The following is a 26408-nucleotide window of genomic DNA, read 5'->3' as shown; positions in this document are numbered from 1 at the left end:
GGGCATGGCCACCCGGATGGGTCTCGGCTCCGAACGGGATAAGTCGGCTGCCCTCGGCTTCGGTCTTCAGCTCGTCACGCCCCAAGAACTGGAGGCGATGTATCGCTCGGACTGGCTGTCGCGGAAAATCGTCGACATCATCCCGAACGACATGACGCGGGAATGGCGCGACTGGCAGGCTGAGAAACCGCAGATCGAGGCGATCGAGGAGACCGAGAAGCGCCTCGACGTGGTGCGAAAGGTCAACCGCGCCCTGCGCAAGGCGCGGCTCAAGGGCGGTGCGGCAATCTTCATCGGTATCCGCGGCGCCGATCACGGCCAGGAACTTAAACCGGAGACCGTCGGGAAGGATGGGCTCGAGTATCTGCATGTTCTTGGTCGAGACGAGGTGACGGTCGGCCAGCCCATTCTTGACGTGATCAGCCCGCTATATAGTGAGCCAGAGTGGTACGAGGTCCGCAGCCGGCAGGGCGGATCGGTTCGAGTTCATCCGTCCCGCATCGTCCGGTTCGTCGGGATGGAAATCCTCGACGATCAGACGCGAGAGTCGCAGCAGGGCTGGGGAGATAGCGTCCTGCAGGCGGTCTACGACGCGATCAAGAACGCGACTTCGGTCCAGGCGCACACGGCCTCACTGATCCCGGAAGCCAAGCAGGACATCATCTACATGCCGGGGCTCTCGGCCACGCTGGCAAGGTCCGGTGGTGAAGAGCTGCTGATCAAGCGGTTCAGCTATGCGGCTTCGCTCAAGAACCTGTTTTCGCTGACTTTGTTGGAAGGGACGGGCGGGACCGGAGACCAAGCCCAGGGCGAGCGATGGGAGCAGAAACAGATCAGCTTCGCCCAGCTTCCCGAGCTGATGCAGCAGTATCTTCAGATAGCCTGCGGCGCGGCCGACATCACAGCCATTCGCCTTCTCGGCGAGGCACCTTCAGGCCTCGGTTCGAACGGCGAATCCGCACTGATCAGCTATTACGACAACATCGGTGCTCGGCAGCGGACGGAACTGACGCCGCAGATGCACCGGCTGGACGAAGTGACCATCCGTTCGGCGCTCGGGGATCGCCCTCCGGAGATCTATTACGAGTGGGCGCCGCTTTGGTCTCTCAACGAAAAGGAGAGGGCCGACGTCTTCTCCAAGGTTGCTGCTGCGGCGCGTTCGATCATCGGGGGCGGGGCTGGCCAGCCGTCTATCATCGCCCTGGAGCCGTTCAGCGAGGCGCTGGTCAACACCATCGTCGAGATGGGCGTGATGCCTGGCCTCGACAACGCGATCGACACCTATGGCGGGACGATCGAGGAAGAGCCGGATCCGGCCGATGTTGAGGCGGCGGTGGTTGCTCAACAGCAGAGCGCCTCCGTCAGCCGCATGCAGGCCACTGCGAACGATGCGGCGCCCCGGACGCTGTATGTGAGCCGGAAGGTGCTGAACGCTGCCAGCATCCTTCGGTGGGCGAAATCGCAGGGGTTCGAAACGACGCTCCCAGCCGATGATCTGCATGTGACCATCGCGTTCAGCCGGGCGCCCGTCGACTGGATGAAGGTCGGCGAGAGCTGGTCATCCGAGATCAAGATCGCCGCTGGCGGCCCACGCATGATGGAGCAGTTCGGCGACGCGACGGTCCTGTTGATCTCAGCGCGCGAGCTGGAATGGCGGCACGAGGAGATCGAGAGGGCTGGCGCGTCATGGGATCATCCCGAGTACCAGCCGCACATCACGATCAGCTATGGGTTCAAGGGCGACCTTTCGAAGGTCCAGCCCTACCAAGGCGAAATCGTGCTCGGATCTGAAGTATTCGCTGAGGTCAATGAAGACTGGTCCGCGGGCATCAAGGAGACCTGACACAGCCGCAGCAGAGCACAACACCGCTTGGTGCTTCTACTTTTTGCCTTTCGGCTTCGGCTTCGGCTTGCCATCGCCATGCGCCAGCACGGCGCCAGCAAGCCGCTTGGTATCTTTCCCGGCTTTGGGATCCCGCAACTTCTGCGCAGCCAGCTTTTCGATCTCGGGTGAGTGATCCCGTGGTCCTTTCACATTCGCCATCTACTCATCTCCTAGTCATGACGGATTGAGTTGATGCACGTGCACACGCTGTAGTCGAGCGAAGTGAGGGATAATCCCATGCAATTCACAGATATCGTGGCGATCGCGGGAACGCGGCGGCGCGAGGACGGCTCCCTTGTGGCCGATGCGAGGATCGCGAGGACCGGCGTCCAGGTCTATCTCGGCAGCGAGGTCGAGCGGCCGGACATGACGACGGTGCGCGTCTATCGACCGGGTTCCGAGGTGTTCAGCGATGACACCATGAAGTCGGCAGCCCATCGCCCGGTAACGAACGACCATCCCGCCGAGATGGTCAACGCCAACAACTGGCGCCAGCACGCGGTCGGGCACACCGGCGACGAGATTAAGGGCGAAGGTAAATTCATACGCGTCCCAATGATGGTCAGCGACGCCGCAGCCATCAAGGACATCGAGGGCGGCAAGCGGGAACTTTCCGCCGGCTATGTCTGCGCTCTCGACTGGACGCCCGGCACGACACCCGATGGCGAGCCCTTCGACGCCATTCAGAAGGATATCCGGCTTAACCACGTTGCCATCGTGCAGCGGGGCAGGGCCGGTTCACAGGTCCGCATTGGTGACAGTGCGGAGGCGAGCGGCGAGGGCCGCATCACTTGGGGCGCCGCCCCGATCACCGTAGCAGACACGAAAGGACCGGAGATGCCGGACAATCTGCGCACTGTGATGGTCGACAACCTCTCGGTCCAGACGACCGACCAGGGCGCTCAGGCCATCGACAAGCTGACCACCGAACGTGAGGCCGTCCGTAAAGCTTTGGCCGATGCTGAGAAGGTCTATGCCAAAGCGCTGGCCGACAAGGACGCCGATCTCGCCGCGGCCGGCGCCAAGCATGCCGATGAGCTGAAGGCCAAGGATGCGGAGATCGCCAAGCGCGACGAGGAAATCGGCACGCTCAAGGCCGACCTAAAGAAAGCGCAGGACAGCGCTCCAAAGCCCTCTGACCTAGACAAGATGGTGGCGGATCGCGTCGCACTCGTCACCACGGCCCGTGCCATCATCGACAGCGTGAAGGTGGATGGCGTCGCCGACGCCGATATTAAGAAGGCAGTCGTGGTCGCCAAGTTCGGCGAGGACTTCATCAAGGACGCCGCGGAGGTCGAGATCGCCGGCATGTTCAAGGCGCTCGCCAAGGATGCGAAGCCCTCCGACAGCTTCGCCCAGACCGTCGCCGGCAGGCTCCAGACCAGCGACACGGCCGACAAGGCCGCGACGGACGCCTACGCCAAGATGATCTCGGACATGCAGTCGGCGCATCGTCCGGCGGCCGCGTAAGGAGACGTTACCATGGCCCCCTATCAGACCACCTACAGCGCGGCACCGGCCAAGGGCCTTCCCGGCCAGATCTCCAGCGAGGAGAAGTGCAACGAAGTGTCCCGCACTGTGGAGACGGCTGCCGGCATCAAGTTCGGCGCTCCGGCGCAGCGCGGCTCCGGCGATCACGGAGCGGCAATCCTATCGACCGGTGATTTCCTCGGCATTGCGGTGCTTCATCCTGCGGTTCCCGCCAATGATAGCAACCCGGATGCCTATCCGCAGTACTTTACTGGCGCTTTCATGACGATGGGCACGATCTTCGTCACGGCAGACGCAACAGTCGCGGCGGGCGATCCCGTCTACTACGTCACCGGGACGGGCCGATACACTAATACCGACAATTCAAGCGCCAATCCGGTCATCCCCGACGCCTTCTTCGAGGAGGCTGGCGCCGATGGAGGCGTGGTCGAGATCAGTCTCGGTCTGCGTCATCAGGCCTAATCCGAGAAAGGATCAGCACCCATGAACATCATGACCCCGCGGCCTTTCGCGGATGCCCAGGCCGCGTTCCCCTTCGTCATCTCGCAAGGGCGCAACATCGAGACGCGCATCTACCAGAAGCGCTATCCAACCTTCAATTACGGCACGCATGTACCGGTCGTGACCGAGGGGAACGAATGGGCCATCGGCACCATGTTCTTCACGGTCGACATCGCCGGCGAGGCGAAGTTCATCTCCGGCGCCGCCAACGATATCCCGTTCAGCGCAGCGACGCGCGGCCAGGAGGCGCACGACTATGCCATGATCGGCGCTGGTTGGGATTGGAACATGGAGGAGGTCAATCAGGCCGCCCTCTATGGCATCCCGATCAGCGACACCAAGGCGATGGCGTCGTCGCAGAGCATCGAACGGCTGCTCAATTCGATCGCGATGACCGGATCGACCGAGAAGAACTGGACGGGCTTCGTCAACAACGCCAGTGTGACCCGCGTCGACGTTGTTGCGGACGGCACCGGCTCTTCGACGTTCTGGGCGGACAAGACCAACGACCAGATCCTCCGCGACATCAATGATCTGCTTGGCAGCATCCGCGACAATTCGGAAGAGATTGAATGGGCGGACAGCCTTCGCCTGCCGCCGGAAGCCTTCCGGCTGCTTAACAATCGCCGTCTCGGCGCCGGCGACGGCGTACTGAACCTTCTGGACTATCTCCGCAAGAACAACGTCTACACTGCGGAGACGGGACAGCCACTCGACATTCAGCCGCTGCGAGAACTGGCAAGCGCTTCCAATGATGGTGGCGGGCGAATGGTCGCTTATCGGCGTGACCCGGAAGTCCTGCGCTTCCATCTTCCGATGCCACGTCGCGTTCTTCAGCCGCGGCAAAAGTCAATCATGGCCTTCGAGCAAGGTGTGATTGCGCGCACCGGCGGGACGGAAATTCGACTTCCCGGTGCGGTCGCTTACGGTGACGAGATCGCCGACGTGCCGGCATAAGGAGGGGTCGAGTCATGAAGGTCACGAACAACGCCAAGGGGCTCCAGGGTATCCAGACCGTCAAGGGGATGGTGTTCCTGAGGCCGGGCGAGACCAAGACCGTCGACATGACGGAATCGCAGGCGGAGAGGGCAAGGCGGCTGTCGTTCCTTGCCCTCTCCGGGGATCCGGTCTCTGACGCGGATACGGAGGCTGAGGCGACCTCCGACGATAATCCGCAGACGGTGGAGGTGCTCGGGCATTTCTCCACGGTCCTGCAGGAGCAGGGGGCGGCGATCGAAGCCCTGCAGCAGTCGATTTCCGATTTGTCGGGCAAGATCGACGCTTTGAAGGCGAATGACGGCTCCGCTACGAACGAAGCGCCGAAGGCCGTGCCGGTCTACGAGGTCAAGCAGACGTCGCCTGGCTGGTACGCAATCTTCGAGGGCGAGACGCAGCTCACCAAGGGGCTACGCCAGACCGACGTCGAGGGCTTCGACGCCAAGACCGATGCCGAGAAAGCCGCCTTCGTCGATGCGAACAAGGCTGAGGACTGACCCATGGCGGGCTACGGCACAGACCAGGGCCTGACGGATTACGCCGCGACGGTCGGCTATACGATCCCGGACGGCGCCACCCTTGCCGTGGCTCGCCAACTCGGCAGCGATTACGTCGATGGGCTCTATGGAGACAGGTTCCCCGGAGAGCCCACCGGCGGCATCGAGCAGGAACGTGCCTGGCCGCGTACTGGCGCCACGATCGACGGTTCGACGCTTGCCGGCGATGTCATCCCCTCGCGCGTTGTGAATGCCTCTTACGAGGCCGCCATGTTGCAGATGACGACGCCAGGCATCCTGACGAAGACCTTCACACCTGGCGAGCGGAAGGTGCTGACTGAGGTCAAGGGCATCAAGTGGGAAGTCGTCGGGTCGGATGCCGGCGCGCCGCCTGTGGTCGTCTCGACGACGATCGAGGGGATGCTGGCGCCTCTGCTTCTGCTCCGCAACATTCCCTCAATCCTGGTGGTGTGAGCCATGGCAGAGGACTGGTCCTCGATCGCGGCCGAAGTGGACGCGGCGCTGCTTGAGATCGCGGATGTCTCGCAGTCCGACGGTCACATCGCCACGCTGCGCCGCATGGTGTCGTCGGGCGGCGGCAATCCGTGGGAGCCGGGCGGCGGCACGACCACAACGACCTATCACGAGCTGGCAGTCGTTGAGGGCTTTGAAGAGGTCCGCGATGCGACCGGGAGCTTGATCGGACAGACGCGGCATACGCTCACGGTTTCGGCCGCCGGCGTCAAGCCGCTGAAGTCCGACACGGTGGCGGTTGGCTTCGCTGCGGCCGACGTCACCGCCGACACGCCGTTCGCGGCGATCCTGGCCGTGCGGCCGTTGGCGCCGGCTGGCGTTGCCGTCCTCTACGAGATCGACCTGGTTTCCTGATGGCCCATCGACCTTCCTTGCGCAAACGGCTGGAATCTCTTGTTGCTGAGATGGAGCCGCAAGCCCAGAAGGCCTTCTTTGAGAGCATTGCCGATCTACGCGCCGGGGCAGACCTTAAGGCGCTTGTGGAGGCCCTTGAGGCGCGCGACATCGATGCGGCTATCCGCGCGCTGAACCTGGAGCCATCGGCTCTCAGGCCATTTTCACGGGCCATTGAGCAGGCCTACGAAGGCGGCGGCGGGATAACGGCCGAAGCCGTCAGTGATTTGTTCAGCCGACAGGGCGCAAAGACGGTAATCCGGTTCGATCTGACCAATCCGCGAGCCCAGGCGCAGATAAGCGAGTTCGGCCTTCAGAAGGTCGCGGCTGATGTCCTGCCGGACATGCGGCAGTCGGCGAGAACGATCATCGAGGCGGGATATTTGCAAGGCCGCGGGCCAAAAGACATTGGCCGTGACCTGGTCGGGCGGGTGAACCGTGTCACGGGGCGATTGGAAGGTGGCACGGTCGGGCTCACGAACAACCAGACCGAATATGTCCTATCGATGCGCCAGCGACTGGCATCCGGTGATCCGGCCAAGATGCGCAAGGTGCTCGCCATGAAGCGCCGGGACAAGCGTTTTGACCGGACTATCGCGAAGTACATCAAGGAAGGGAAGCCGGTCCCGCAAGACATGATCGACCGAATGGCGGGGCGCTATGCCGATCGGCTGACACAGCTTCGCGGCGAAATGCTCGCCAGGACCGAGGTCGGGCAAGCCGTCCACAGAGCCAAGCATGAGTCTTTCAAGCAGGGGCTGGAAAAAACCGGGTACACTGAACAAGCCGTGACCCGCAGGTGGCGTCACTCTGGACTGCATGGGGAAGATTCTCGCCCGCAGCACATCGCCATGAACAACGTGACGGTGAAGGGCATGACGCAGCCGTTCGTCATGCCGGACGGCACCCGCATGATGCACCCGCTGGACATGTCTCTCGGCGCTGGGGCTAACCACATCGTCGGCTGCCGGTGCGACGAAGAGATCGACATCGACTTCAGCGAGGGGCTGGACTGATGGCGGGCAATTTCGAGGCCGCTGTTTCGGCATGGGCGGCCAAGTCCGAAAGGCGCATGACGGCCGTGTTTCGAGAGGCGACGCAATCTCTGTCCAACGAGGTGAGGAAGCCGAAGAGCGAGGGCGGCCACATGCCCATCGTCACGGGCAACCTGCGGCGATCTTTGTTGGCCTCCACCTCCGAAATCCCGACGCTGAAGCCGGGCGCGGAAGACTTCTCCGAGAACGATAAGCAGATCACCTTGACCATCGCGGGGGCGACCCTCGGCGAGACGATCTATCTCGGCTTCCAGGCCGCCTATGCACGTCGGATGGAATACGGGTTCAAGGGACAGGACAGCCTCGGCAGGACGTACAATCAGGCTGGCAACGGCTTTGTGCGGCTCGCAGTGCAGCGGTGGCAGGCCATCGTCGACGAAGCGGCCCGGACTATTCAGTCTCGCGTGGAATCTCGCTGACGCCCTCGCGCACGATGATCGTGGCCTGCTGAAGCAATCCAATCTGCCGAATGATCGTGGAAATCACGTCCTGCCCGAGCGGCGTGGCGGCGCGCTTGCCGTGGAACAGCAGAAGCGCGGCGTGCAGCAGCTCGTAGACTTCATCATCGCTCAGCGGTTCAGGCATCAGCAAGGGATAGCACATGCCGACGATCCCGGCCACGATCGAGGGCGCGCTATTCTACCGGGTCAGCACCCTTACGCTGACACCCGCTCTAACGATCGAGTGGCCCGGCGAAGATTTCGCGCAGCCGGCGTCGAACCGGTGGCTACGAGTCAATCATCTGCCAAACACCAACCGGCGCCTGTTCAACAAGGGCACCGATCCCCATCAGCGGGTCGGCATCCTGCAGATCGACGTCATCGTGCCGATCGAGACGAGGCAGATCGACGCCACAGAACTCGCCGGGCAGGTCGCGTCTCACTTCCCCGCTGGTCTGCCGATGCGCAGCGGAGGGCTCACCGTAAAGGTCACGCGCGCCCCCGACATCGCAGCACCGGTGGATGAGAACCCGCGCAAGAGCATCCCCGTCAGCATCTCCTACGAATGCTTCATCTGACTCATCCACGCGCCTGACAAGGAGCCCCCACCATGGCGATCAACACGACGGCCGAATCCCGCTTCTTCATCGGGCCGGTCATCAACTCCGACGACTATCTCGACATGACGGCAGAAGACGCCATCACCGCGTTCGAGGCCATCGCCGACAACGACTGGACGGAGGTCGAGGAAGTCGAGGACTTCGGCGAACACGGCGATACCTCGGAAGAGGTGACCTTCACTGCGGTCAAGAACGCGCGCGTCCGCAAGCTGAAGGGGCCGCGCAACGCCGGCACCAAGACCGTCGTCGTCGGCCGCGATCCTCTCGATCCGGGTCAGCAGGACATGGCGGCGGCTGAAGGCACCAAGTTCAACTATGCGTTCAAGACCATCCACGCCGACGCGCCCGATGACACCTATTCCAGCTCGATCGAGTATTTCGGCGGCATGGTCATGTCGAAAGCCGTCAACCAGGGCAACGTTTCCAACGTGACGCGCCGCACCTTCGCGATCGGCGTCAATACCGCGATCTACGAAGTGCTGCCGGCAGTCATTCCCTGACCTCTATCGCGCTGCGCGAAGGGCCGCTGGCGTTGTCGGGACGCTGGCGGCCCGCCCCGACGCTTTCCCGACAATCATCCCCGACAGGTGAACTATGACGACGAAAGAACAAGCCGCTTCGCCGGCCTTCGACCTTGCCGACCTCGATGCGTCAGACGAAGACGAGATGGAGGTCTATTCGAACGGCAACCAGACCGGTTGGAAGTGGCGGTTCGCCGGCCCGGGCCATCCCAAAGCTATCGAGCAATCCAACCGCTTGGCCCGGGAACGTTTGCAGCGCGAGCGCCAGCAGGAGCAGGCCCAGGTCAACGGCCGCAAGTGGAAGGCGCCAGAGGAAAGTCCCGACGAGGCGCTGGAACGCAACGTGCGCGTCGTGACGGATCGGTTGCTCGGTTGGTCTCCCATCACCATGGGTGGCGAGCCCTATCCGTACTCGCCGGAGAACGCCCGAGCGTTGCTGATGGATCGGCGGAAATCTGCCCTTCTGATCCAGGCCCTGGAATTCCTTGGCGACGAGCGGTCTTTTACGACGCGCTCGGAGAAGGCCTGAGGGCATACGCCGAGCGAGCGTTTCCGCTTTCGATCCGTGATGAGAGCGGGAAGAGCCTTCGTGATCGTCTTGAGAAGCGCACTGAGAAGGCCGAGAAAAAGGGACAGGCGGATCGCGCAGCGGTCTATGCCAATGCGCTCGAAACCCCGCCATTTCCCGATCCGCTTGCTTTCGTCTGGTCCGCCTACAGCCGCATCAGGGCGCGCAAGGCATCTGGCATCAACGGGCTTGATCCGATCGGGTGGCCGGACATCGACGCCTTTGCCAGGCTGACCAGGACATGGCTGCCACCTTGGGCGGTCGGCCTGATCGAGGACCTGGACGGCATCTTCCTGGATGCGCCTGATGGTGTGAAGGCGATCATGGCCGAAATCGACAAGGCTGCCACGCGAGAGGCACCGCGAGCCGTCGGCAAGAGCGTGAGAAGGCGTCAGGACGATAGGTAGCCACCGCCTCCGGATGGCCTTTCTATTGGAAAGTCCCGCTCTGGATGCGCGCTACTACCTCAAGAGCTTTATTAAAGCCCCGGAGGTCGGTCGCCACGTCCTTGGGATAATCATTCGGCCAACCATAATATCTCGCGGTAAATTTTTCGCCGGACTTCATTTGTTCAAGTACGCGCGACGCAGTTACGCATCCGTCACGATCTGTCGATATCGCGGAGTTGGCGTCTACGCGGATCTTTCCGGTTCTACCAGGGAAATCATGCCCTAGGATGCAGACTGACACTGGTTTTATTGAAGGACCGTAATATACAAACGGGCCGCCGATGCCGCCGGATATTTGGCATTTCCGCCGATCATCCATGGCATCCCTTGTACAGTTGATATCCCACCCTGCGGAAAGGACCGAAGGGCCAGTTCGTACCGATCCACTTCCATCGGGAAATACCGACACAGACAACCCGTCTTCGATCGATCGGGTCGAATTATCAAGCACGGGCTGATTCGCAGGACCAGATGGCGCCGGCACACACGCCGACAGAAACAACAGCATCGAAATCGCGAAAGCCCGCATATTCACCTCCTCTTTGGGGCGGAGACGCTAGCGCGCACCTGGACGAAAGGCAAAGATAATGGCTGCTGATCTTGCCATGCTTGCACTCGGCGTCGACAGCAGCGAGGTGGTCGGGGCGTCCAAAGATTTGGACCGGATCAAGGAAGCGGCGAAGAAGGCTGAGGGTGCAGCCGACAGCTTCGGTTCCAAGGCGAATGCCGCTGGCAAGAAAGCTGCGGCGGCCAACGACAATGCGGCTCGCTCAGCAGAGCGTCTCAGCCGCGTCTATGACGTGTTGCGTGGCAAGATGGTCGCGCTCGGCGCAGCGGCGGTGGCTTCGATCGCTGCGGCGTTCACTGTCGGGCCTGTTTTTGCGTTTCAGGATGCACTTGCCGAGGTCTCGACGCTGGTCGATACGACGAAGTTCGACATGCGCGGGCTTGCCGATGCGGCTCTTGAGCAGTCGACGGCATTCGGCGGCTCTCCGGCGCAGCAGGTCAAGGCATACTACCAGATCATTTCGGCGGGTGCGTCCAGCGCGGCCGAAGCGACCGATATCCTGACAGCGGCGAATAAGCTCGCGGTTGGCGGCGTGACGGACGTTGCGACGGCGGCAGACGGTCTGACCTCGGTGCTTAATGCCTATGGCGACCAGGTCGACGGCGCCGCGTCGGTCTCGGATGCGCTGTTCGTGGGCATGCGGGCTGGCAAGACTACGATCGGCGAACTGTCCGGCGCCCTTGGTCGCGTCGCGCCTCTGGCCGCGCAGACGGGCGTCCAATTCGATGAGCTGGTCGCATCTGTAGCGGCTCTGACCAAGGGAGGCATCTCGACAGCCGAAAGCGTGACAGGCGTTCGCGCGATCCTCGCCGCTGTGGCGAAGCCAACGTCGGAGGCTTCGAAGCTCGCGAAGCAACTGGGTATCGATTTCAGCATCGTCGGGCTTCAAGCGAAGGGCTTCGAAGGATTTCTGTCCGACCTCGTGACCAGGACGCACGGCAACACCGATGCGCTCGCGCAGTTGTTCGGTGGCGTCGAGGCGCTGGTTCCAATCCTCGCCCTGTCGGGGCAGGCGGGCGAAGACTTCACGGCGATCCTGGAGCAGATGGCGGACAAGGCCGGCGCCACGGAAGATGCCTTCTCCAAGATGGCGAACTCGCCGGGATTTCAGGCGGGGCGCGTTTGGTCGGCTCTTCAGGCTGAGATTACAGGGGTCGGCAGCACCATGTCTGGTGCTTTCGTGACTGCGCTGAAGGCCGTCGCAGACAATATGCACGTCATCGTCGGCTTGGTTGAGGTAGTGGGGGCGGGCCTTCTCGCAGCCTTCGCTCCGGCCATCCTTGCAGCTATGGCGACCGGGCTAACCGCTATCGGTGCCGCTGGTGTCGCTGCCATATCGGCTATCACTGTTGCAATCGCAGCCAATCCACTCGGTGCTCTCCTGGTGGCCATCACGACGATCATCACCGCCCTTTATGTCTTCAGAGACGATATCGAGCGGGTATTCGGGGTCGATGTCATTGGCGAAGCTGAGGATGCCGCTAATCGGATTATTGGCGCCTTTGTTGGCGGCTACGATGTCGTAAAGCGGCAGTGGGAAAATCTCCCGACTCTCTTCAGTGCACTGGGCAAGGAAGCATGGAACAACCTGATCTCTGAGTTCGAAAAGCCTTGGCTTTCCGTCAATGGAAAGACGTGGATCTCTGGCCTCGACATGTCGGGCATGAAGGCGAAGTTGACCGACGAGGAAAAGGCCTCTCGTGCTGACGCCACCGCGACCTTCAACGAGGCATTTTATCGTGACTACACCGGTGCAGCCGGTGCCAGCATAACCGGCGATGCAGGGACGGCAGAAGATAGCCTCGCCAAGATCAAGAAGGCTGCCGACGAAGCCACCGGCTCGCTGGGCCTCTTGGGCGATGCCGGCGACAAGGCGGGGAAGAAGACGAAGACGGCAGCCGAGAAAGCCGCCGAATCCTACGCCGACATCGTTCAGGGTGCGCAGCAGTTCATCGCGTCTCAGCAACTTGAAGCCGAAACGCTTGGGATGACCGACCGGGCCGCGAACGCGCTGCGCTACGAACAGGAGATGCTGAACAAGGCGGCTAACGACAACATCACGTTGACGGCGGCGCAGCGGGATGAACTGGCCGGCCTGGCGCTGCAGATGTCGGCAACGGAGGCCGCGACGAAGGCGGCCAAGGAGGCTTTCAGTTTTGCCCGCGATCTTGTCGGGGGCTTTGTGCAGGATCTCCGCCAGGGTCTTCAGAATGGCGAGGGTTTCTGGAAGTCTTTCGGCAATGCGGCGCTCGGCGTCCTCGACAAGATCGTCGACAAGCTCCTGAACAATGTCCTCGATGCGCTCTTCCAGGTGAACACTGTCGGAGCTAGTGGAGGTGGCGGTGGTCTCCTCGGATCGTTGCTTGGGCTATTCGGAGGCGGGAACACGGGGGGGCTATACGCCAGCGGCGGTTACACCGGAAACGGGGCCACAAATGCTGCTGCGGGCATCGTCCATGGCCAGGAGTACGTCTTCTCGGCTGCGGCAACCCGCGCCATAGGCGTGCGCAATCTGGACGCTCTGCACGGGGCAGCCAAGGGATATGCGGGCGGCGGATACGTCGCGCCAGTGTCGCCGCGGATGCAGGCGCCAGCCAACCAGGAGTCCCCCAACATCACCCTCGGTGGCACGTCCATAGTGGTCAATGGCAATGCCGATGCGGCGACTGTCGAGGACATGCGGACGCTCCTGGCGCAGAACCAGAAGGATACCCTCTCAGCCGTTCAGCAGAACTTCGGTGGGTACTACCGCGAAGCCAAGCGGCGCGGGAAGGTGCGTTGATGGCGATCACTTTTCCCCGTCCACTGCCGAGCATCGAGTTTGATGTCGAAAGCCAACTCGATCTTGTCCTGAGCGTTTCGCAAGCGCGATCTGGCAATCGCCTAACCAACATTGTCGAGTTCGCAGATCCGGTATGGATGGCGAGCATGGAGACGCAGCCGCTCTATCCTGAGGATTGTCGGGCCGTGAGCGCTTGGTGGGATTCTCTACGCGGCGGCCTGCGTACGGTTCTGTTCCGCGAACCTAGCTATTCATCTCCGATAGGTCAGATCGGAAACCGAGGCCCCGAGCTGACGCCCGGCACGGTCTCCAGCATCACCAACGGCAACGAGGCCGCGATCAGTGGAGTTGATGCAGGCCTCGTCCTCGACGAAGGGGATTATGTGTCATTCACCGCCGTGAATGGCGTGCGTCACCTCGGCCGCGTGTCGGACGCCGCCGGCAGCGGCACTAGTCGGACGGTGGCGTTCGAACCGCCGGCGCCGATCGGGCTCGACCTGGCCGGCGCCGTGGCGCGCTTCGATCGGGCCGAGTTGCTGATGCGGCCGGTTTCGGGATCGTTCAACGTGTCGGTGACCGGTGGTCTCAAGGTGATCACGTTTCAGCTTGTCGAGAGCGCGTCATGAGGACGCTCAACCACGAGGTTCAAGACTTGCACAGAGTCGAGTGCCTTTCGCCTTACGATTGGATGGTGCTGAATGCGGAAAGGAAAGACGTGATGGACAAGCAGCAGAAGAGTGATGGCGACCGCATCGGCGGAATCGTCTTGTGCGACCCTGTGCGCGTCTCCCGAATCGGCCCGGATCGGATCGATCTGGTTCAGGCTGGCAAGTCGGGGGCCATCCGCATCACCGCAGTTGGCAAGGGCGCACTACGGGTTGATGTCTTGGGTTCGGAGACGATTCCAGGCGCCACAGTGCTGGCAGACCAGGTAGCCGTCGCTCACGAATGACCCGTCATTGCTATAGCCGGGAATGATCGTTTCTCCGCACTGCCCGCAGGTGATGTCGAGATCGCCGCCGCCTTCCAAAAAGCCGCCTCCACCGTGGATTTCAGCAAAATCCTCGCCGTCGGCTGGCTTCCCGAGCGGCAATTTTACTTGTCTCGCCATGACGATTCCCTCCTCCGATCGCTCACCCTCGCACCCCGACAACCGGGAGTCGAGTCAGAGGATAACTCAACATGAGAACGCTGCCCGAGACCGTGCTCGCCAAGCTCGATGCCGGCGGGATCGCCATTCGCGGCACGATCCTCTTTCAGTTCGGCACCGGCACCTATCCTTTCTGGAACGGGACGCAGCCGCTGACCTACGAGGGGGTGACCTATCTGCCGGGCGGCATCCTCGAGGTGGCGGCCATTCCCGGCTCGTGGGGCATGGATGCCGAGGGGCTGGAGATCAGCCTGGCGGCCGCACCCGAGGACGGACTGACCCCCGAGGTGCTGGCGACGATCGAAGCGGAGGATTACCACCAGCGGCCGGTCACCATCTCCGACCTCTACATCGATCCCGAGACGCGTCAGATCCTGTTCCGCGAGCCGGTCTATCGCGGCACCGTCGACGTGATCGAGCATCAGGACGGGCCGGACGCCAAGCTGGTCGTCCGTTGCGAAAGCCGGGCGCTCGACAATCAGCGGGAGGGCTATCGCACGCGCTCCAACGCCGACCAGCAGCTGATCCACGCCGGCGATCTGTTCTTCGAGCACGCCGAGGTGGCCGGCAAGCAGGATTACTATTGGGGGCGGGAGAAGCCGTAATGAGCGATCAGGCAGGATACATCATCAGCGGCGGGCGCACGCTCGTCATCGATGAGAAGAGTGGCGCCATGCACTTCTTTGCCGAGAGGCAGGCCGGCGAAGCATGGTGTTCCGATCGGGGAATTAAGCTCGATCGACCCGGTTGCGCAGCCGGGCAAAATGGCACTTCAATGCCTCCAGCGTCTTCCGAGTAGCTTCAGCCTCGGCTTCTTCAGTAGCGGGCGTAATGGTACCTTTCGCACTCGTCATGATCTCCGCTTCCAGCGCGCTGATCCAGTCTTCGTCATAGCCGCCGCTCTTTGCAGCTAAGGCCTCGGATGTAGCATCGAGTGCGCCGAAGAGCGCGATAATCATCACGCGAGCCTCGAAAAGATCCATGGGACCTTGCACGTCGCCGATGTGCTTCAGGCCATTCGTCATTCTGTCCTCCTGCAGTGTGCACGGCTCGACAGTTGATCACCGGACTTGATCAGGAGCAATCCATGCGTGTGACCGGCTGGGAGCAGGCGCTTGTGCGCGCGATCGAGCGTCACGCGGCGATGCCGTTCGCCTGGGGCAAGAGCGACTGCGGATATCTGGCGTTCGACTGCATCGAGGCGGTCACCGGCGCGGATCCGTTCGCCGACTTTCGCAGCTACACGACCGAACTCGGCGCGGCCCGCAAACTGCGTCGTGCGGGCTTCGAGACGGTCGAGGACCTGTTCGCTTCGGTCCTCGAAGACACGCCGCCGACACTCGCCCAGCGCGGCGACATCGGCGTGATCGAACGGGGCGGGCAGTTGGCCGGCTGCGTGTTCACGTCCTTCGGCGTCGCGGTGAAGTCGGATTGCGGCGTGTCCTACGAGCCGATCACGGCGGTCACGCGAGCTTTCAAGGTCCGATAGACCATGCCGTTTCTTGCTCCTGCCATAGCGGCGGTTGCCGGCGCGCTGGGCGCCGGCGCCGGGCTGGCCGCGACGATCGGCCAGATCGGCGCCGCAGCCATCGGCATCGGTCTCAGCGTCGCCGCGCAGGCGCTGAAGAAGACGCCGGAGACTGAGACGACGAGCGGCACCAAGCTCGAGGTGCAATACGGCGCCGATGTCGAGCGGCAGATCGCCGTCGGCCTGGTGGCCGTGGCCGGGCACGACATCTACACCAACACCTATGGCGGGTCGAACAAGAAGATCCAGAAGGTGTTCGAGCTGTCGGACAGCCGCATCACGGCCGTCACGCGTATCGCCATCAACGGCTACTGGTACAGCCTCGACCTCTCCGACGAGGATGCCGATCGCGGCTATGCAGTGATCGGGACCGATTCCGACAACGACAGCGCACAGGGGCACATTCGCTTCAAGATCTACGACGGAACGCAGACGGCGGCGGACCCGAACCTGATCGAGGAGGCCAACCCATCAGGGCGCTGGACCGAGAACCATGTCGGCATCGGCATCTCCTACGTGGTGGTGACTGCCGAATGGGACGACGAGGACATGTCGTCGTTTCCGCAGTTCCTGTTCGAGTTCCAGGGCGCGCCGCTCTACGACCTGCGCAAGGACGACACGGTCGGCGGGGCCGGCTCGCACCGCTGGGACGATCCGACGACGTGGGAATATTCCGAGAACCCGATCGTCCAGTCCTACAACTACGAGCGCGGGTTCTTCATCGGTGACGAGCTGATCATGGGCAAGGGGATGCCGGCGAGCGATCTGCCGCCGGCGGCCTGGATGTCCGCCATGAACGTTTGCGACGAGGCCGTGGACGATGCGGCGCGCTATCGCTCCGGTTTCATCTTTTCTGCCGGCGACGGCGTGACGCATACGGACAATCTGGAGCCGGTGCTGAACGCGGCCGCCGCCATGCTGGTCGAGAAGGTCGACGGCGACTATCCGATCGTCGGCGCCAACCAGCCGGTGGTCGCCACCCTGACGGATGACGACCTGATCGTCGATGCGTCGCGAACCTTCCAGGCCAAGCGCTCGCGCACCGAACTCGTCAACGCGGTGTTCGGCTCCTTCAACAAGCCGGACGATCTTTGGTCGAGCACGTCCTATGAGCCGCAGATCAACGAGACGGCACAGGCGGCCGATCGCGAGCGGCACGCCGTACCTCTCGACTTCGAGGCGGTCGACAACGAGGGGCAGGCGATCCGTCTGGCCGACATCGCGATCCGCGAGAACCGCTATCAGGCGAGCGCCACGATCACCGTACGGCCGCGCTGGGTCAGGCTGGAGGTCGGCGACTGGATCACCTGGACCTCGGCGCGCTACGGCAACCGCACCTATCGCGTCGTCGGGCGCTCGCTGGCGCCGATGAACGGGCAGGGCGCCCGCAACGTGAACCTGTCGCTGCAGGAGATCGGCAACGGCGTCTACGATTCGAGCGTGACCATTCCGGAGCGCACGGTGCGGGTGGGGCAGGCGGCGCCGGTCTACACCTCGACCCTGCCCGGGTTCGGCGTGCTGCCGACCACGGTCACCAGCGAGGACGGGCGGACCTATCCGGCCCTCTATGCCTACTGGACCCTGATCGACGACGTGACGGTCGACTCCGTCGTTCTGCGCTACTGGAACGCCGCCGACGACAGCCAAAAGATCACGAAGGTGATCCAGCTCGACCATGCCGCTCCTCAGACGGATGCGATCCTCGCCGAAGGCGTGCTGCCGCGAACGCAGTATGAGATCGAGGGAACGGTGGTCGCCAATCCTCCGCGCGGCACGACATGGGCGGGTCCGGTCACGGTCACCACGGGCGACGAGGATCTGACGGTTCGGCTCGTGGATCTGGAGGAGGACGTGCAGGAGGTTCTCGCTCAAGGCCAGGAGGACTTCGATGCCTTCCGGGCTCTGATCGAGAGTTTGTCCAGTTCGGTCGCGCTCAGCGCAGGCCACAGCCTGAGCGAGGTCAACCGGCTGAACGGTGTGGCTTTCGACCTGTCGGGCGGCCTGGACGAGACCGGCGCGGCGCTGATCGCGGAACAGCAGACGCGGCAGACGGCCGACGATCTGGCCGCCTCCCAGATCGAGGGCGCGGTGACGCGGATCGGCGGCCTCGAAGACGACGTCGTCGCCCAGTCGGCCGCCCAGCAGCTACTCGAAAGCCGCACGGCAACGGTGGAAGGGCTGGTCGACACGCAAGGGCAGGCGATCACGGCCGTTCAGTCGAGCCTCGGCGATGTCGAGGGTCAGGTGTCGGGTCAGGCCACGGCCCTCGACCAGTACAGGACCGAAGCACAGCAGACCACGGTGGGCGTGGTGGTCACGTCCTCGTCGCTCTCCGGCGTGGAATCGGTGCTGGAAAAGATCGCGGGCGACAGCGCCGTGAGCACGGCGCAAGCGCTGATCGACGCGGCGGGCCAAAACGACCTGGTTTGGAAGGTGACGGCCAGGGTCGCAACCGAAGAGACGACGCGAGCCAGCGAGACGGCGGCCCTGGCTTCGCGAACGACAGTGGTCGAAACGGGACTGTCGAACGCCCAAAGCAACATCAGCGGGGTTTCGCAGTCCGTCTCGCAGCTGACCAGCGCGACACAGCAGAATGCCAGCGGCATCGCAACCAACGCCTCGAATATCCAGTCGGCTCAGTCGTCGATCGGCGGCCTGCAAACGACAGCGAACAACCAGGCGACGGCGCTCAACAGCTTGCAGACCACGGTCACTCAGCAAGGCACCGACATCGAGGCCAATGCCAGCGCACTTATCGGCGTCCAGGCGCAGGTCGACGAGGCTACCGCCGAGGGATTGATCCGTTTCGAAGCGGTCGCCGCCCCGAGCGGGGTCAGCGCGCGACTGTCGATCCAGGTGCGGGCGACCGCCGGCGGCGGCTATACCAACGCGGGGCTTTATCTCGACGTGCTGTCCGACGGCACGAGCCGCATCGTGCAGGTGGCGGACCAGATCATCTTTTCCAATGGCGCCACCCCGTTCGTCTACGAGGACAGCGTGGCCAAGCTCAACATCGCCCGGTTCAACCAGCTCGTTTCCGGCAACGGCAAGCTGGTGATCGACGGCGTCAACGGCACGATCTCGATCTACGACTGATGGCGCTTCGATCCTACATCAGCGCGGGCCGGCTCATCGTTTCCGAGGCCGGCTATGCCGCAGGTCCATCGCTGGCCGACGCGCACAAGGTGTTCGACAGCGACTGGCTGTTCAGCGGCCGGGTGGTAGCCTCCGGCTTTTTGCTCGATCCATCGTCGCCGGACGATGATGACAACACGACCAGCAGCTCCGCCGATCAGACCGTCGCTTTGCCCATGACTTTCGATCAGATTCCGAAGGTCCGGCTGCTTCTCGTGATCCCTTCGGACTACGTATCGCAGACCGACTTCGTGACGGCGAACAACGGGCGCTTCGTCAAGTCCGTCAACGCCAACCAGTTCGTTATCGGCCGCCGGAGGACGTCGGCCGGGTCAAGCAAGCGGTATCGCCGTCACGTGTTCTATTGGGTCTACTCGTCATGACGCGGCGCATCGCCTTGGGGCAGGTCGACGGGGTATTCGGTGCTGCGATCGCCAAACCCGGATACGATGTCGAAACGGCCAGCTCCGGCAGCCTGCTGTTGACGGCGCAGGACAAGATCACCCGAGTGATCGCGGCCGGGACGTTCAGTGTCGTCGTCGATTATGCCCATGAAGAGCAGTACGATGACGGGGCTGGTGGCACCTACTACGAAGCCTACTTTCGATATCGGTGGTCCGCACCAATGCCCGGTTCGATATCGCTGCCCAACATGCATGTCTTCGTGTCGATGAAAGTGAAGGGGCAGTCAAAAAGGGACTACCTGCCTCCGATCTCATTCGCCTATGACGGCTCGTCGATCTCCTATGACAGCGGGGATGTACGCGATCCGTTCAATCCTCCGTTGCCCGAGAGCGGTGACGGATATTATTTCGTGCTGGGGTAGGCCATGGCACGGCGGGTCTACATAGGGCCAGGCGTCTTCCGGATCAGTTTGCCGGGCTATGACGCCGCGACGGCCGCAGCAGACAATTTGATCATCTCGGAAGGCATCACCACGCTGAAGCCCTGGCTTTCGGGCGAAGTCCTGGTCGATGCCGACGATACGGTCAGCATCACTCTGTCGACACCGGGTCTCTATTTTGCCTTGGCGTGGTTCCGCGATGCCCTTCCGTCCGATGCCGAGATAGCCAACGACGGGGCAACCACACTCTACTATCCCGAGATCACTCAGGATGCCGGCGGCCCATCGATCTGGCCGACCGCCGACAAGTCCAAGTTCAAGATCTACAACCCGATCGAGAATTACGATCTCTACGTCAAATATATCATCTTCCACAATCGCGCAGACTAGATAGGCAGGAACGCCATGGCCATCCAGGCACCTTACACGACCGGCACCGCGACGGTGACGGCGGGGTCGGCTATTGTCACCGGCACCGGGACCAGCTGGGCTCTGAGCCTTGTCAACGGCGGGCTGTTCACCCGATCCGGCATTGCCGTGCCGATCGTATCGGTCGAAAGCAATACCAGCTTGACGCTGGCCTATGCCTGGCCAGGGACCACGGGCACCGGTGCTTATGCCATCGACCTCGGCCGGGCCGAGGCGGCAAGCGCGATCACCACCAACGCCCTGCTGGCCGATCTCGCGAACACGCTCAACTCGCTCGTCTCGCCCTACGCCAAGACGCTTTTGGACGATACCAACGCAGCGACGGCGCGCGCCACGCTCGGCGCCGCTGCTCCCCTCGGCTATACACCAGTCCAGCAGGGCGGCGGCGCGGATCAACTGGCGAACAAAATCTATCTGGGATGGACGTCGGGCAATGGTCTCAAGGCGCAGGTCGACGCGACGGACCTCGGCAAGGTCTGGATCGACCAGCAGGCGACGACGGCACTCGGCGCCGCCTACAGCGGCTATCAAAAGCTCCCATCGGGCCTGATCTTGCAGTGGGGCACGACGACGGCGACACTGGACAGCAGCGGCAACGGGGTTTTTGCCTATCCGACGACCTTTCCGACCAAATGCATAGTCCTGCTGGTGGCCAATGGCGGATCGCCGGTGGCCGGGCAGGCATTCCATGTGTCGGCGCCGGCCTATTCGACATCGCAGGGGTCCTACGGCGTCCGGCCAAACCCGGGCGCCGTGATCACAAGAGTCAACTTTATCGCAATCGGGAACTGACGCCATGAAAGCAGTCTTCGATGCCGACGGCCTGCCGTCGGCCTTCTACGACCCGTCGATCCACGAAACCATCCCCGCCGAAGCCGTCGAAATCTCCGAGGCCGACTGGAGGGCGTTGCTCGCCGGCCAGTGTTGTTGGCGGGACGGCCAGGTCGTCGATTGCGAGCCTTCCGCCGACGCGGTCGCGGCCGGCTATGCCGAGGCGGTCCAAGCCATGCTCGACGCCAAGGCGCGGGAGCGTCAGTACGATTCGATCCAGACGGCCGTCAGCTATCGCGACGACCCAAATGAGCAGTACGCGACCGAGGCACGGGCGCTGTTCGAATGGCGCTCGGCCGTCTGGCAGTATGCCACGGCGCAGCTTGCAGCGGTGCAGGCCGGCGAGCGTTCGCAGCCGAATGTGAGCGACTTCATCACCGAAGTTCAGGTAGCTTGCCCCTTCGAGTGGCCGGACGCCGCCTGATCGGCTGACCCCAACCCAGAACCGCGCCGCACTCCGAGACAGCTTCTTTCTTGTCCGCGAGCCGCGTCCCTTTCGATGAAGACATCATAATCGAATTTGGATACTTCCGCGGGCCGGCTTGTCGATGGAACCCAGATGCCACCCCAGTCTCGATCTGGTTCGCCACCGTTGGATGGAATAGGTCCGATTCAGCAGTCACGGCGCGGTTTCCAGCATCCGAACCTGCCCTCTGAGGTGGCTTTTGGGGAGACGCTCCGCCACTCATGCGACCAGATCGCTCAATCAGAGCGACCACGGAGCTGTGCTTGAAGGGCCGAGCGCTCCGTGGCCACCTTGGCGGTAGGCGAATTGGCATCCTCCTTGCCACCTGTCATCGGCGGCTGAAGGGCCATAAGCCGCCGATGAGTGGCGGAATTCCTATGCCATGGCGCAGTCCAACGGAAGCCCTCGCGCCGGTTGAGATTGAAACGTGGCAGCCGTCATTTGGGGCGGCTTTGCACGGCCGCTGCAAAAGCTTCCGATGCGAAGCGCAAAAAATGCCGACTTTTCGCAAGACTTATAAACGAGCCATTTCAATTTGGAGAAACACAGATGCCAGAGTACGCTTTCCCTGATGACCGCGCCGAAATGGCGACACTCGACACTTCGATCTACACCCATGCTTGGTTTGATGGCAGTGAGTGGGATCTCGTCACCTACAACGCAACACTTGCTGCTGCCGATACCCAGCAAGCGCTCAGTGTCCAGTCTTCTGATGATGCCACGAAGATGTGGGCACGTGAGCACGACGGCGTCCTGAATACGGAGTGGTTCGGCGTTGCGGTCGCCAACAACTCGACAGCCGGGGGCAAAAATTCTCCGTTTCTGCAGGCCGCTTTCGATATGCAGGCGCTGGTCGGCTTCAAGCTTTGGACGCCGCGGACATCCGTGCCCCTGGAGTTCGACGGGAGCGGTACCTTGACGGCACGCGGCGCAGCGATCGCCGTGCGACATCAGATGTCGACGTGGGAGTGTGATGCCTTCCTGGAATGGACGTCCTCGACCGGCGTCTTCTTCGACCTTGCGCCGTCTGATCCTGAGCAGTCAGCACTCATCGCACCGGAATGGAAGATTCGTCGCGCTTACGCTTCGGTCATGCCCAACAATGAGGATGATTATTCCGGCTCCCAGTTCATGATCGCGACGCGTGTCATCAACGCGAAGTTCAAGATCCGCACCGACGACTTTTTTCGCCACTACACGACATATGGATGCACCCGTTGGGATACCGGCAATTGCGAGGTGTACGGCAATACTCTGTGGCCGAAGAATAAGGCGGTTAAAGGCTCCTGGTTCATCTGCCATGACGGCTATGTCTTCAACGACGGAACCCGGCGTCCCGCCGCCAACATGCGCCATCCTGGGTCTGAAGTGACGGCCAATGATGCCACACGAAAGAACATGGAGGTTGGTATTCTCATCCGAGATATGGATGGGTTTTGGTCCGACGTGTCGAGCTATGTCGGATTGGCGAAAGTCGCGGACTTTCGCTTCATCCCGTCGGCGCCTGAGGCCGTCCTCACCAATATTATTCTCGACGGCTTCAAGGACGGCGGCCCAGGTCGGCGGGTCATTGACGAGGAAGTCGTCCCGTCAACCACGGACAACATCGTTGAATTCACCGAGCCCAGCGACGGCTACATGACCGGCACGTGCCGCGCCATTGAGATTCGGGGCATCCTGAGCGGCGCAGCCGGTTCCGGCGTTCGGCTCAACATCGCCAATCTGAGCGACATCAAGATCTCGGGGATCATCAAGGCTTGCACGGCCTACGGTATCAACTGGCTCAAGGGTTCGCGGCTGAATGTTGCGGGCTTGTGCTGTTATGGGAACCTGGCGGGCGACATCAACAATCCGGATGGCCGCACGCTGTACGGTGCCGACGCTGCGATGACCGACAAGAGTGCGACCATCGCATCCTTCGCGACGTTCAAAGTGCCCGCGCTCCAGGATCGTTTCATCATTACCGGCACCAACGCACTCCAGACGATCAACGGCTGGTGGGATCGTCGCGTCATCACGCTGGTGCACGAGGGAGCGCAACTGGTGCGCACGACCGGCAACCTAAGGCCTGAGGGCGGGGTCGAGTATCAGGCGAACAGTGGCGATGTCTCGATGTGGATCTATAGCGCCTCGCAGAGCGCGTGGTTGCAGATCGCCAAATCCAGCAACTAGGAACGCCGCCTAGCTCCCCACAAGAGCGGCAATTTATATGCTTCGCGGGCGTCCTGAAGGGCGCCTTTTGATGGGCGCTTAGGCGCCCTTTTTTCTTGGGCCGTCAGGCCGCAATCCCAGGAGCATTGTGATGCAGATCACAGCGGACACGCTGGCGAAGATCGCCGGCGGCACGATGACGGCTGCCCGCAAGGCGAATATCGCGAGCATTATCGCTGGACTGGAGGCGAGGGGATATGCGCTCGGCCTCGATCAGCCGCAGCGGCTCTGCCACTACATCTCGCAGACCGGCCATGAGAGCGGCCGCTTCGTCTACGACAAGGAGGTGTGGGGACCGACGCCCGCGCAGAAGCGCTACGACACCCGAACCGATCTCGGCAACACCGCGGCGGCCGACGGCGACGGCAAGCTCTACATGGGTCGCACCGGAATCCAGATCACTGGCAAGGCGAACACGACCGCTTTCCGCGACTGGTGCCGGGACCAGGGGCTGCCGGCGCCGGACTTCGTCGCCAACCCCGACCTGATGAACACCGATCCGTGGGAGGGGCTGGGGCCGATCTGGTACTGGTCGACGCGCAATCTCAACCGCTATGCCGACATGGTCGACGGTCTTGAGATGATCACCCGGAAGATCAACGGCGGCACGAACGGCCTCGACGATCGGATCGCGCTCTACGCCAGGACGGCGCTCGTCCTCCTCGGTCGGAAGCTCGAGGCCGGGGCGGTGAAGACGTTTCAGGCCGAGAGTGGTCTGATCGCCGACGACATCGTCGGCCCCGCCACGCGCAAGGCCTTCCATGCGGCACTCGTTGGACTGGACGACGAGGAGGCCGTTGCGCCGGTGGTGGTCACCGAACCGGTCGCCGTGCCCGTGGTCGTGCCGCAGAGCGCGCCGGCGGTTTCTGCCGACCCGGCCGACTTCATCCCGGCGCTCACACTGCCTGAATATCTCAAGCTCGCGGATCACTGCATCACGGCAGCGCGCCAGCTCACGGAGGCCTGATCCATGGACACCCTCATGACCATCCTGCAGCCGATCATCGAGTTGCTGTTGACGATCGCGATCACGGTCGTCGTGCCGGTGGCGGTCGCCGCATTGTGGAAGTGGCTCGGCAAGCTCGGCCTCGACGTCGACCAGAAGCACCGCGACGCGCTCCAGACCGCGATCCAGAACGCTGCCCTCGTGGCGGTGTCGAAGATGGGCGGTCCGGCTATTGCAACCACCGTTTCCGGCGCCGCGCTGGAGACGGCCGTCGATTATGTGAAACGGGCCTCGCCCGACGCGGTGAAGCACTTCGACCTGTCGGCCGATGCGATCGCGGAAAAGGTGAGGCCGAAGGCGGAAGCCATTGTGCAGACGACGCCGACGATCACACAGACCGTTGCAGGCGCGGCCGGTGGCGCGGCGCTGGATGCGGGCCTCGCGGCATTGGTGCGGGCCGCGCGGTGATGTCTTGGGCACGGCACGACGTCCATCTCTGGTTCCTTCGCCTGGTCAGCCGGATCTGGCATAGCATCTGCGATCGACTGACCGACTGGCTCCTGACCGGGTTTACGCTCGCCTGGGGAATCACGCTTGCAGGAGAGGGCGATACCTTCGCGCTCTCGTCCTTCGCGGTCATCAAAACCTGGGCGCCTGAGATGGCGTGGGCGGTGGCCTGCCTGATCGTCGGCTTCGCTCGTCTCGCCTTGCTGATCATCAACGGCGCATGGCGCAAGTCGCCACATCTGCGCATTGCCGCAGCGCTCGGCACCATTCCGCTCTGGACGCTGCTGTCGATCGGATACCATCTGGCCCATAGCGGGGTTCCGGGCGATCTCATCTATGCGCTCTGCGCGCTGGCCGAGATCGTCTCTGCCTACAGGGCATCCATCGAAGCCGGCTACAACGACAACGGCGGTCCCCGTCGGGAGAATGTCATGTGATGGGGGACATCGACTGGAATGCGATCTGGATCGGCATCGGCACGGCATGCGGAGCGGCCGTCGCGGTCTTCCTGAAGATCGGACATGAACGGGGAGGGCGGAAGGCTGAAGCCGAAAAGCAGGCCAATGCGGTCGCATCTTTCCAACCGGCCGCGCGCCGATATTCTGAAGACATGATCATGGGGGCCATCGTCGAGGTCAGAGAAGACGTCAAAGAGGTGAGGACCGACGTTGGCGTGGTTCGATCGATCCTGGAGCAAGAGGCCAAAGACCGCCGCGACGATGAACGTGACGAATTGAGGGATTATCGACGACGATTTGGGTCCGACCGCCCCAGGGATGAGTGATGTTAATCCCAGACAGGCGCGCCCCGCTGGCCGAAAGGCTGGCGGGGCTTTTTTTCATCGAAAAAAAACCTCCACCTCTGGTGGAGGAGCAGATGGGTTCGACACCGTATAAAAGAAACCTCCGTGCTTGAGCCACGAAGTGGGCAAGAACGGAGGTCATAGTGGACGATAACCATCTATCCCACTCGACGTGGGACTGCAAATATCACCTCGTATTTGCAAGTAAATACCGAATGAAAAGGCTTTATGGAGAGTTGCGCCGTGAATTGGGCGATCA

Annotated in this window: 32 protein-coding genes and 1 pseudogene; 30 read left to right on the top strand and 3 right to left on the bottom strand. The window is 62.5% G+C overall.

What is annotated here, in order from left to right; translation table 11 throughout:
* Positions 1-4: 4 nt before the first annotated feature.
* On the top strand, positions 5-1843 hold the full coding sequence (locus SMD10_RS17730; RefSeq protein WP_331687119.1) for an anti-CBASS protein Acb1 family protein: 1839 nt from the start codon (positions 5-7) through the stop codon (positions 1841-1843).
* Positions 1844-1879: 36 nt separating this feature from the next.
* Here the strand turns inward: SMD10_RS17730 and SMD10_RS17725 are convergent, their stop codons facing one another.
* Positions 1880-2044 (bottom strand): hypothetical protein, encoded by a 165-nt coding sequence (locus SMD10_RS17725; RefSeq protein WP_331687069.1) that lies wholly within the window; start codon positions 2042-2044, stop codon positions 1880-1882.
* Between the two features lie 78 nt (positions 2045-2122).
* On the opposite strand from SMD10_RS17725, the gene SMD10_RS17720 reads away from it, so the two are divergent.
* Genes SMD10_RS17720 through SMD10_RS17685 form a run of 8 tightly spaced genes read left to right on the top strand, consistent with a single transcriptional unit; the run spans position 2123 to position 7771 of the window.
* Positions 2123-3355 (top strand): DUF2213 domain-containing protein, encoded by a 1233-nt coding sequence (locus SMD10_RS17720; protein ID WP_331687068.1) that lies wholly within the window; start codon positions 2123-2125, stop codon positions 3353-3355.
* Between the two features lie 12 nt (positions 3356-3367).
* Positions 3368-3838 carry a structural cement protein Gp24 gene (locus tag SMD10_RS17715; protein WP_331687067.1) on the top strand — a complete coding sequence of 157 codons (471 nt, stop codon included), beginning with the start codon at positions 3368-3370 and terminating at the stop codon, positions 3836-3838.
* 21 nt (positions 3839-3859) lie between these two features.
* On the top strand, positions 3860-4834 hold the full coding sequence (locus SMD10_RS17710; RefSeq protein WP_331687066.1) for a DUF2184 domain-containing protein: 975 nt from the start codon (positions 3860-3862) through the stop codon (positions 4832-4834).
* Positions 4835-4848: 14 nt separating this feature from the next.
* On the top strand, positions 4849-5370 hold the full coding sequence (locus tag SMD10_RS17705) for a hypothetical protein (RefSeq protein ID WP_331687065.1): 522 nt from the start codon (positions 4849-4851) through the stop codon (positions 5368-5370).
* Positions 5371-5373: 3 nt separating this feature from the next.
* Positions 5374-5844, top strand: coding sequence for a DnaT-like ssDNA-binding protein (locus SMD10_RS17700; RefSeq protein ID WP_331687064.1), 471 nt, complete (start codon positions 5374-5376; stop codon positions 5842-5844).
* Between the two features lie 3 nt (positions 5845-5847).
* Positions 5848-6258 carry a hypothetical protein gene (locus SMD10_RS17695; RefSeq protein ID WP_331687063.1) on the top strand — a complete coding sequence of 137 codons (411 nt, stop codon included), beginning with the start codon at positions 5848-5850 and terminating at the stop codon, positions 6256-6258.
* A gap of 17 nt (positions 6259-6275) precedes the next feature.
* Complete coding sequence (locus SMD10_RS17690) at positions 6276-7313, top strand: putative phage head morphogenesis protein (protein ID WP_331687062.1); 1038 nt, start codon at positions 6276-6278, stop codon at positions 7311-7313.
* On the top strand, positions 7313-7771 hold the full coding sequence (locus tag SMD10_RS17685) for a hypothetical protein (protein WP_331687061.1): 459 nt from the start codon (positions 7313-7315) through the stop codon (positions 7769-7771). The genes SMD10_RS17690 and SMD10_RS17685 overlap by 1 nt, the downstream gene beginning before the upstream one ends.
* On the opposite strand, the gene SMD10_RS17680 is transcribed toward SMD10_RS17685, so the two are convergent.
* Entirely contained in the window at positions 7743-7955 is a 213-nt protein-coding gene (locus SMD10_RS17680) for a hypothetical protein (protein WP_331687060.1), read from the bottom strand. The genes SMD10_RS17685 and SMD10_RS17680 overlap by 29 nt on opposite strands.
* Here SMD10_RS17680 and SMD10_RS17675 point away from each other — a divergent pair.
* From SMD10_RS17675 to SMD10_RS17645, 8 genes are all read left to right on the top strand, one after another.
* Positions 7954-8370: a DUF4128 domain-containing protein gene (locus tag SMD10_RS17675; protein WP_331687059.1), complete on the top strand. Its 417-nt coding sequence runs from the start codon at positions 7954-7956 to the stop codon at positions 8368-8370. The genes SMD10_RS17680 and SMD10_RS17675 overlap by 2 nt on opposite strands.
* A gap of 32 nt (positions 8371-8402) precedes the next feature.
* Complete coding sequence (locus tag SMD10_RS17670; RefSeq protein WP_331687058.1) at positions 8403-8912, top strand: iron ABC transporter substrate-binding protein; 510 nt, start codon at positions 8403-8405, stop codon at positions 8910-8912.
* 94 nt (positions 8913-9006) lie between these two features.
* Positions 9007-9462: a branched-chain amino acid ABC transporter gene (locus SMD10_RS17665; RefSeq protein WP_331687057.1), complete on the top strand. Its 456-nt coding sequence runs from the start codon at positions 9007-9009 to the stop codon at positions 9460-9462.
* Complete coding sequence (locus tag SMD10_RS25620; protein WP_432757266.1) at positions 9387-9908, top strand: phage tail assembly chaperone; 522 nt, start codon at positions 9387-9389, stop codon at positions 9906-9908. The genes SMD10_RS17665 and SMD10_RS25620 overlap by 76 nt, the downstream gene beginning before the upstream one ends.
* Before the next feature lie 629 nt (positions 9909-10537).
* Positions 10538-13300 carry a phage tail tape measure protein gene (locus SMD10_RS17660; protein ID WP_331687056.1) on the top strand — a complete coding sequence of 921 codons (2763 nt, stop codon included), beginning with the start codon at positions 10538-10540 and terminating at the stop codon, positions 13298-13300.
* A complete protein-coding gene (locus tag SMD10_RS17655; protein WP_331687055.1) occupies positions 13300-13926 on the top strand; it encodes a hypothetical protein in 627 nt (208 codons plus the stop codon). The genes SMD10_RS17660 and SMD10_RS17655 overlap by 1 nt, the downstream gene beginning before the upstream one ends.
* 92 nt (positions 13927-14018) lie before the next feature.
* Positions 14019-14252 (top strand): hypothetical protein, encoded by a 234-nt coding sequence (locus SMD10_RS17650; protein WP_331687054.1) that lies wholly within the window; start codon positions 14019-14021, stop codon positions 14250-14252.
* Between the two features lie 230 nt (positions 14253-14482).
* Complete coding sequence (locus SMD10_RS17645; protein ID WP_331687053.1) at positions 14483-15055, top strand: DUF2163 domain-containing protein; 573 nt, start codon at positions 14483-14485, stop codon at positions 15053-15055.
* A gap of 123 nt (positions 15056-15178) precedes the next feature.
* Here SMD10_RS17645 and SMD10_RS17640 read toward each other — a convergent pair whose 3' ends face one another.
* Complete coding sequence (locus SMD10_RS17640; protein ID WP_331687052.1) at positions 15179-15475, bottom strand: hypothetical protein; 297 nt, start codon at positions 15473-15475, stop codon at positions 15179-15181.
* Positions 15476-15537: 62 nt separating this feature from the next.
* On the opposite strand from SMD10_RS17640, the gene SMD10_RS17635 reads away from it, so the two are divergent.
* From SMD10_RS17635 to SMD10_RS17575, 13 genes and pseudogenes are all read left to right on the top strand, one after another.
* On the top strand, positions 15538-15939 hold the full coding sequence (locus SMD10_RS17635; RefSeq protein ID WP_331687051.1) for a DUF6950 family protein: 402 nt from the start codon (positions 15538-15540) through the stop codon (positions 15937-15939).
* Positions 15940-15942: 3 nt separating this feature from the next.
* On the top strand, positions 15943-19074 hold the full coding sequence (locus SMD10_RS17630; protein WP_331687050.1) for a phage tail protein: 3132 nt from the start codon (positions 15943-15945) through the stop codon (positions 19072-19074).
* Positions 19074-19496, top strand: a complete 423-nt coding sequence (locus SMD10_RS17625; protein ID WP_331687049.1) for a hypothetical protein — start codon at positions 19074-19076, stop codon at positions 19494-19496. Before SMD10_RS17630 ends, SMD10_RS17625 begins: the two co-directional genes overlap by 1 nt.
* A complete protein-coding gene (locus SMD10_RS17620; protein ID WP_331687048.1) occupies positions 19493-19939 on the top strand; it encodes a hypothetical protein in 447 nt (148 codons plus the stop codon). Before SMD10_RS17625 ends, SMD10_RS17620 begins: the two co-directional genes overlap by 4 nt.
* Positions 19940-19987: 48 nt before the next feature.
* A complete protein-coding gene (locus tag SMD10_RS17615; protein ID WP_331687047.1) occupies positions 19988-20347 on the top strand; it encodes a hypothetical protein in 360 nt (119 codons plus the stop codon).
* Positions 20348-20362: 15 nt separating this feature from the next.
* On the top strand, positions 20363-21178 hold the full coding sequence (locus SMD10_RS17610) for a gp53-like domain-containing protein (protein WP_331687046.1): 816 nt from the start codon (positions 20363-20365) through the stop codon (positions 21176-21178).
* A 115-nt stretch (positions 21179-21293) separates the two neighbouring features.
* Positions 21294-21641: a hypothetical protein gene (locus SMD10_RS17605; protein ID WP_331687118.1), complete on the top strand. Its 348-nt coding sequence runs from the start codon at positions 21294-21296 to the stop codon at positions 21639-21641.
* Between the two features lie 591 nt (positions 21642-22232).
* Positions 22233-23855 (top strand): hypothetical protein, encoded by a 1623-nt coding sequence (locus tag SMD10_RS17600; RefSeq protein WP_331687045.1) that lies wholly within the window; start codon positions 22233-22235, stop codon positions 23853-23855.
* A 130-nt stretch (positions 23856-23985) separates the two neighbouring features.
* Entirely contained in the window at positions 23986-24861 is an 876-nt protein-coding gene (locus tag SMD10_RS17595) for a glycoside hydrolase family 19 protein (protein ID WP_331687044.1), read from the top strand.
* Between the two features lie 3 nt (positions 24862-24864).
* Positions 24865-25308: a hypothetical protein gene (locus SMD10_RS17590; RefSeq protein WP_331687043.1), complete on the top strand. Its 444-nt coding sequence runs from the start codon at positions 24865-24867 to the stop codon at positions 25306-25308.
* A complete protein-coding gene (locus SMD10_RS17585; protein WP_331687042.1) occupies positions 25308-25784 on the top strand; it encodes a hypothetical protein in 477 nt (158 codons plus the stop codon). The genes SMD10_RS17590 and SMD10_RS17585 overlap by 1 nt, the downstream gene beginning before the upstream one ends.
* Positions 25784-26131, top strand: a complete 348-nt coding sequence (locus SMD10_RS17580; RefSeq protein WP_331687041.1) for a hypothetical protein — start codon at positions 25784-25786, stop codon at positions 26129-26131. Before SMD10_RS17585 ends, SMD10_RS17580 begins: the two co-directional genes overlap by 1 nt.
* A 161-nt stretch (positions 26132-26292) precedes the next feature.
* Positions 26293-26408, top strand: a pseudogene (locus SMD10_RS17575) (IS200/IS605 family transposase); the annotation flags it as partial.

The organism is Consotaella aegiceratis (assembly GCF_036541425.1).
GTDB lineage: Bacteria > Pseudomonadota > Alphaproteobacteria > Rhizobiales > Rhizobiaceae > Consotaella > Consotaella aegiceratis.
Note: the sequence above shows the minus strand (reverse complement) of the source record. Positions and strands in the feature narration are given on the sequence as shown.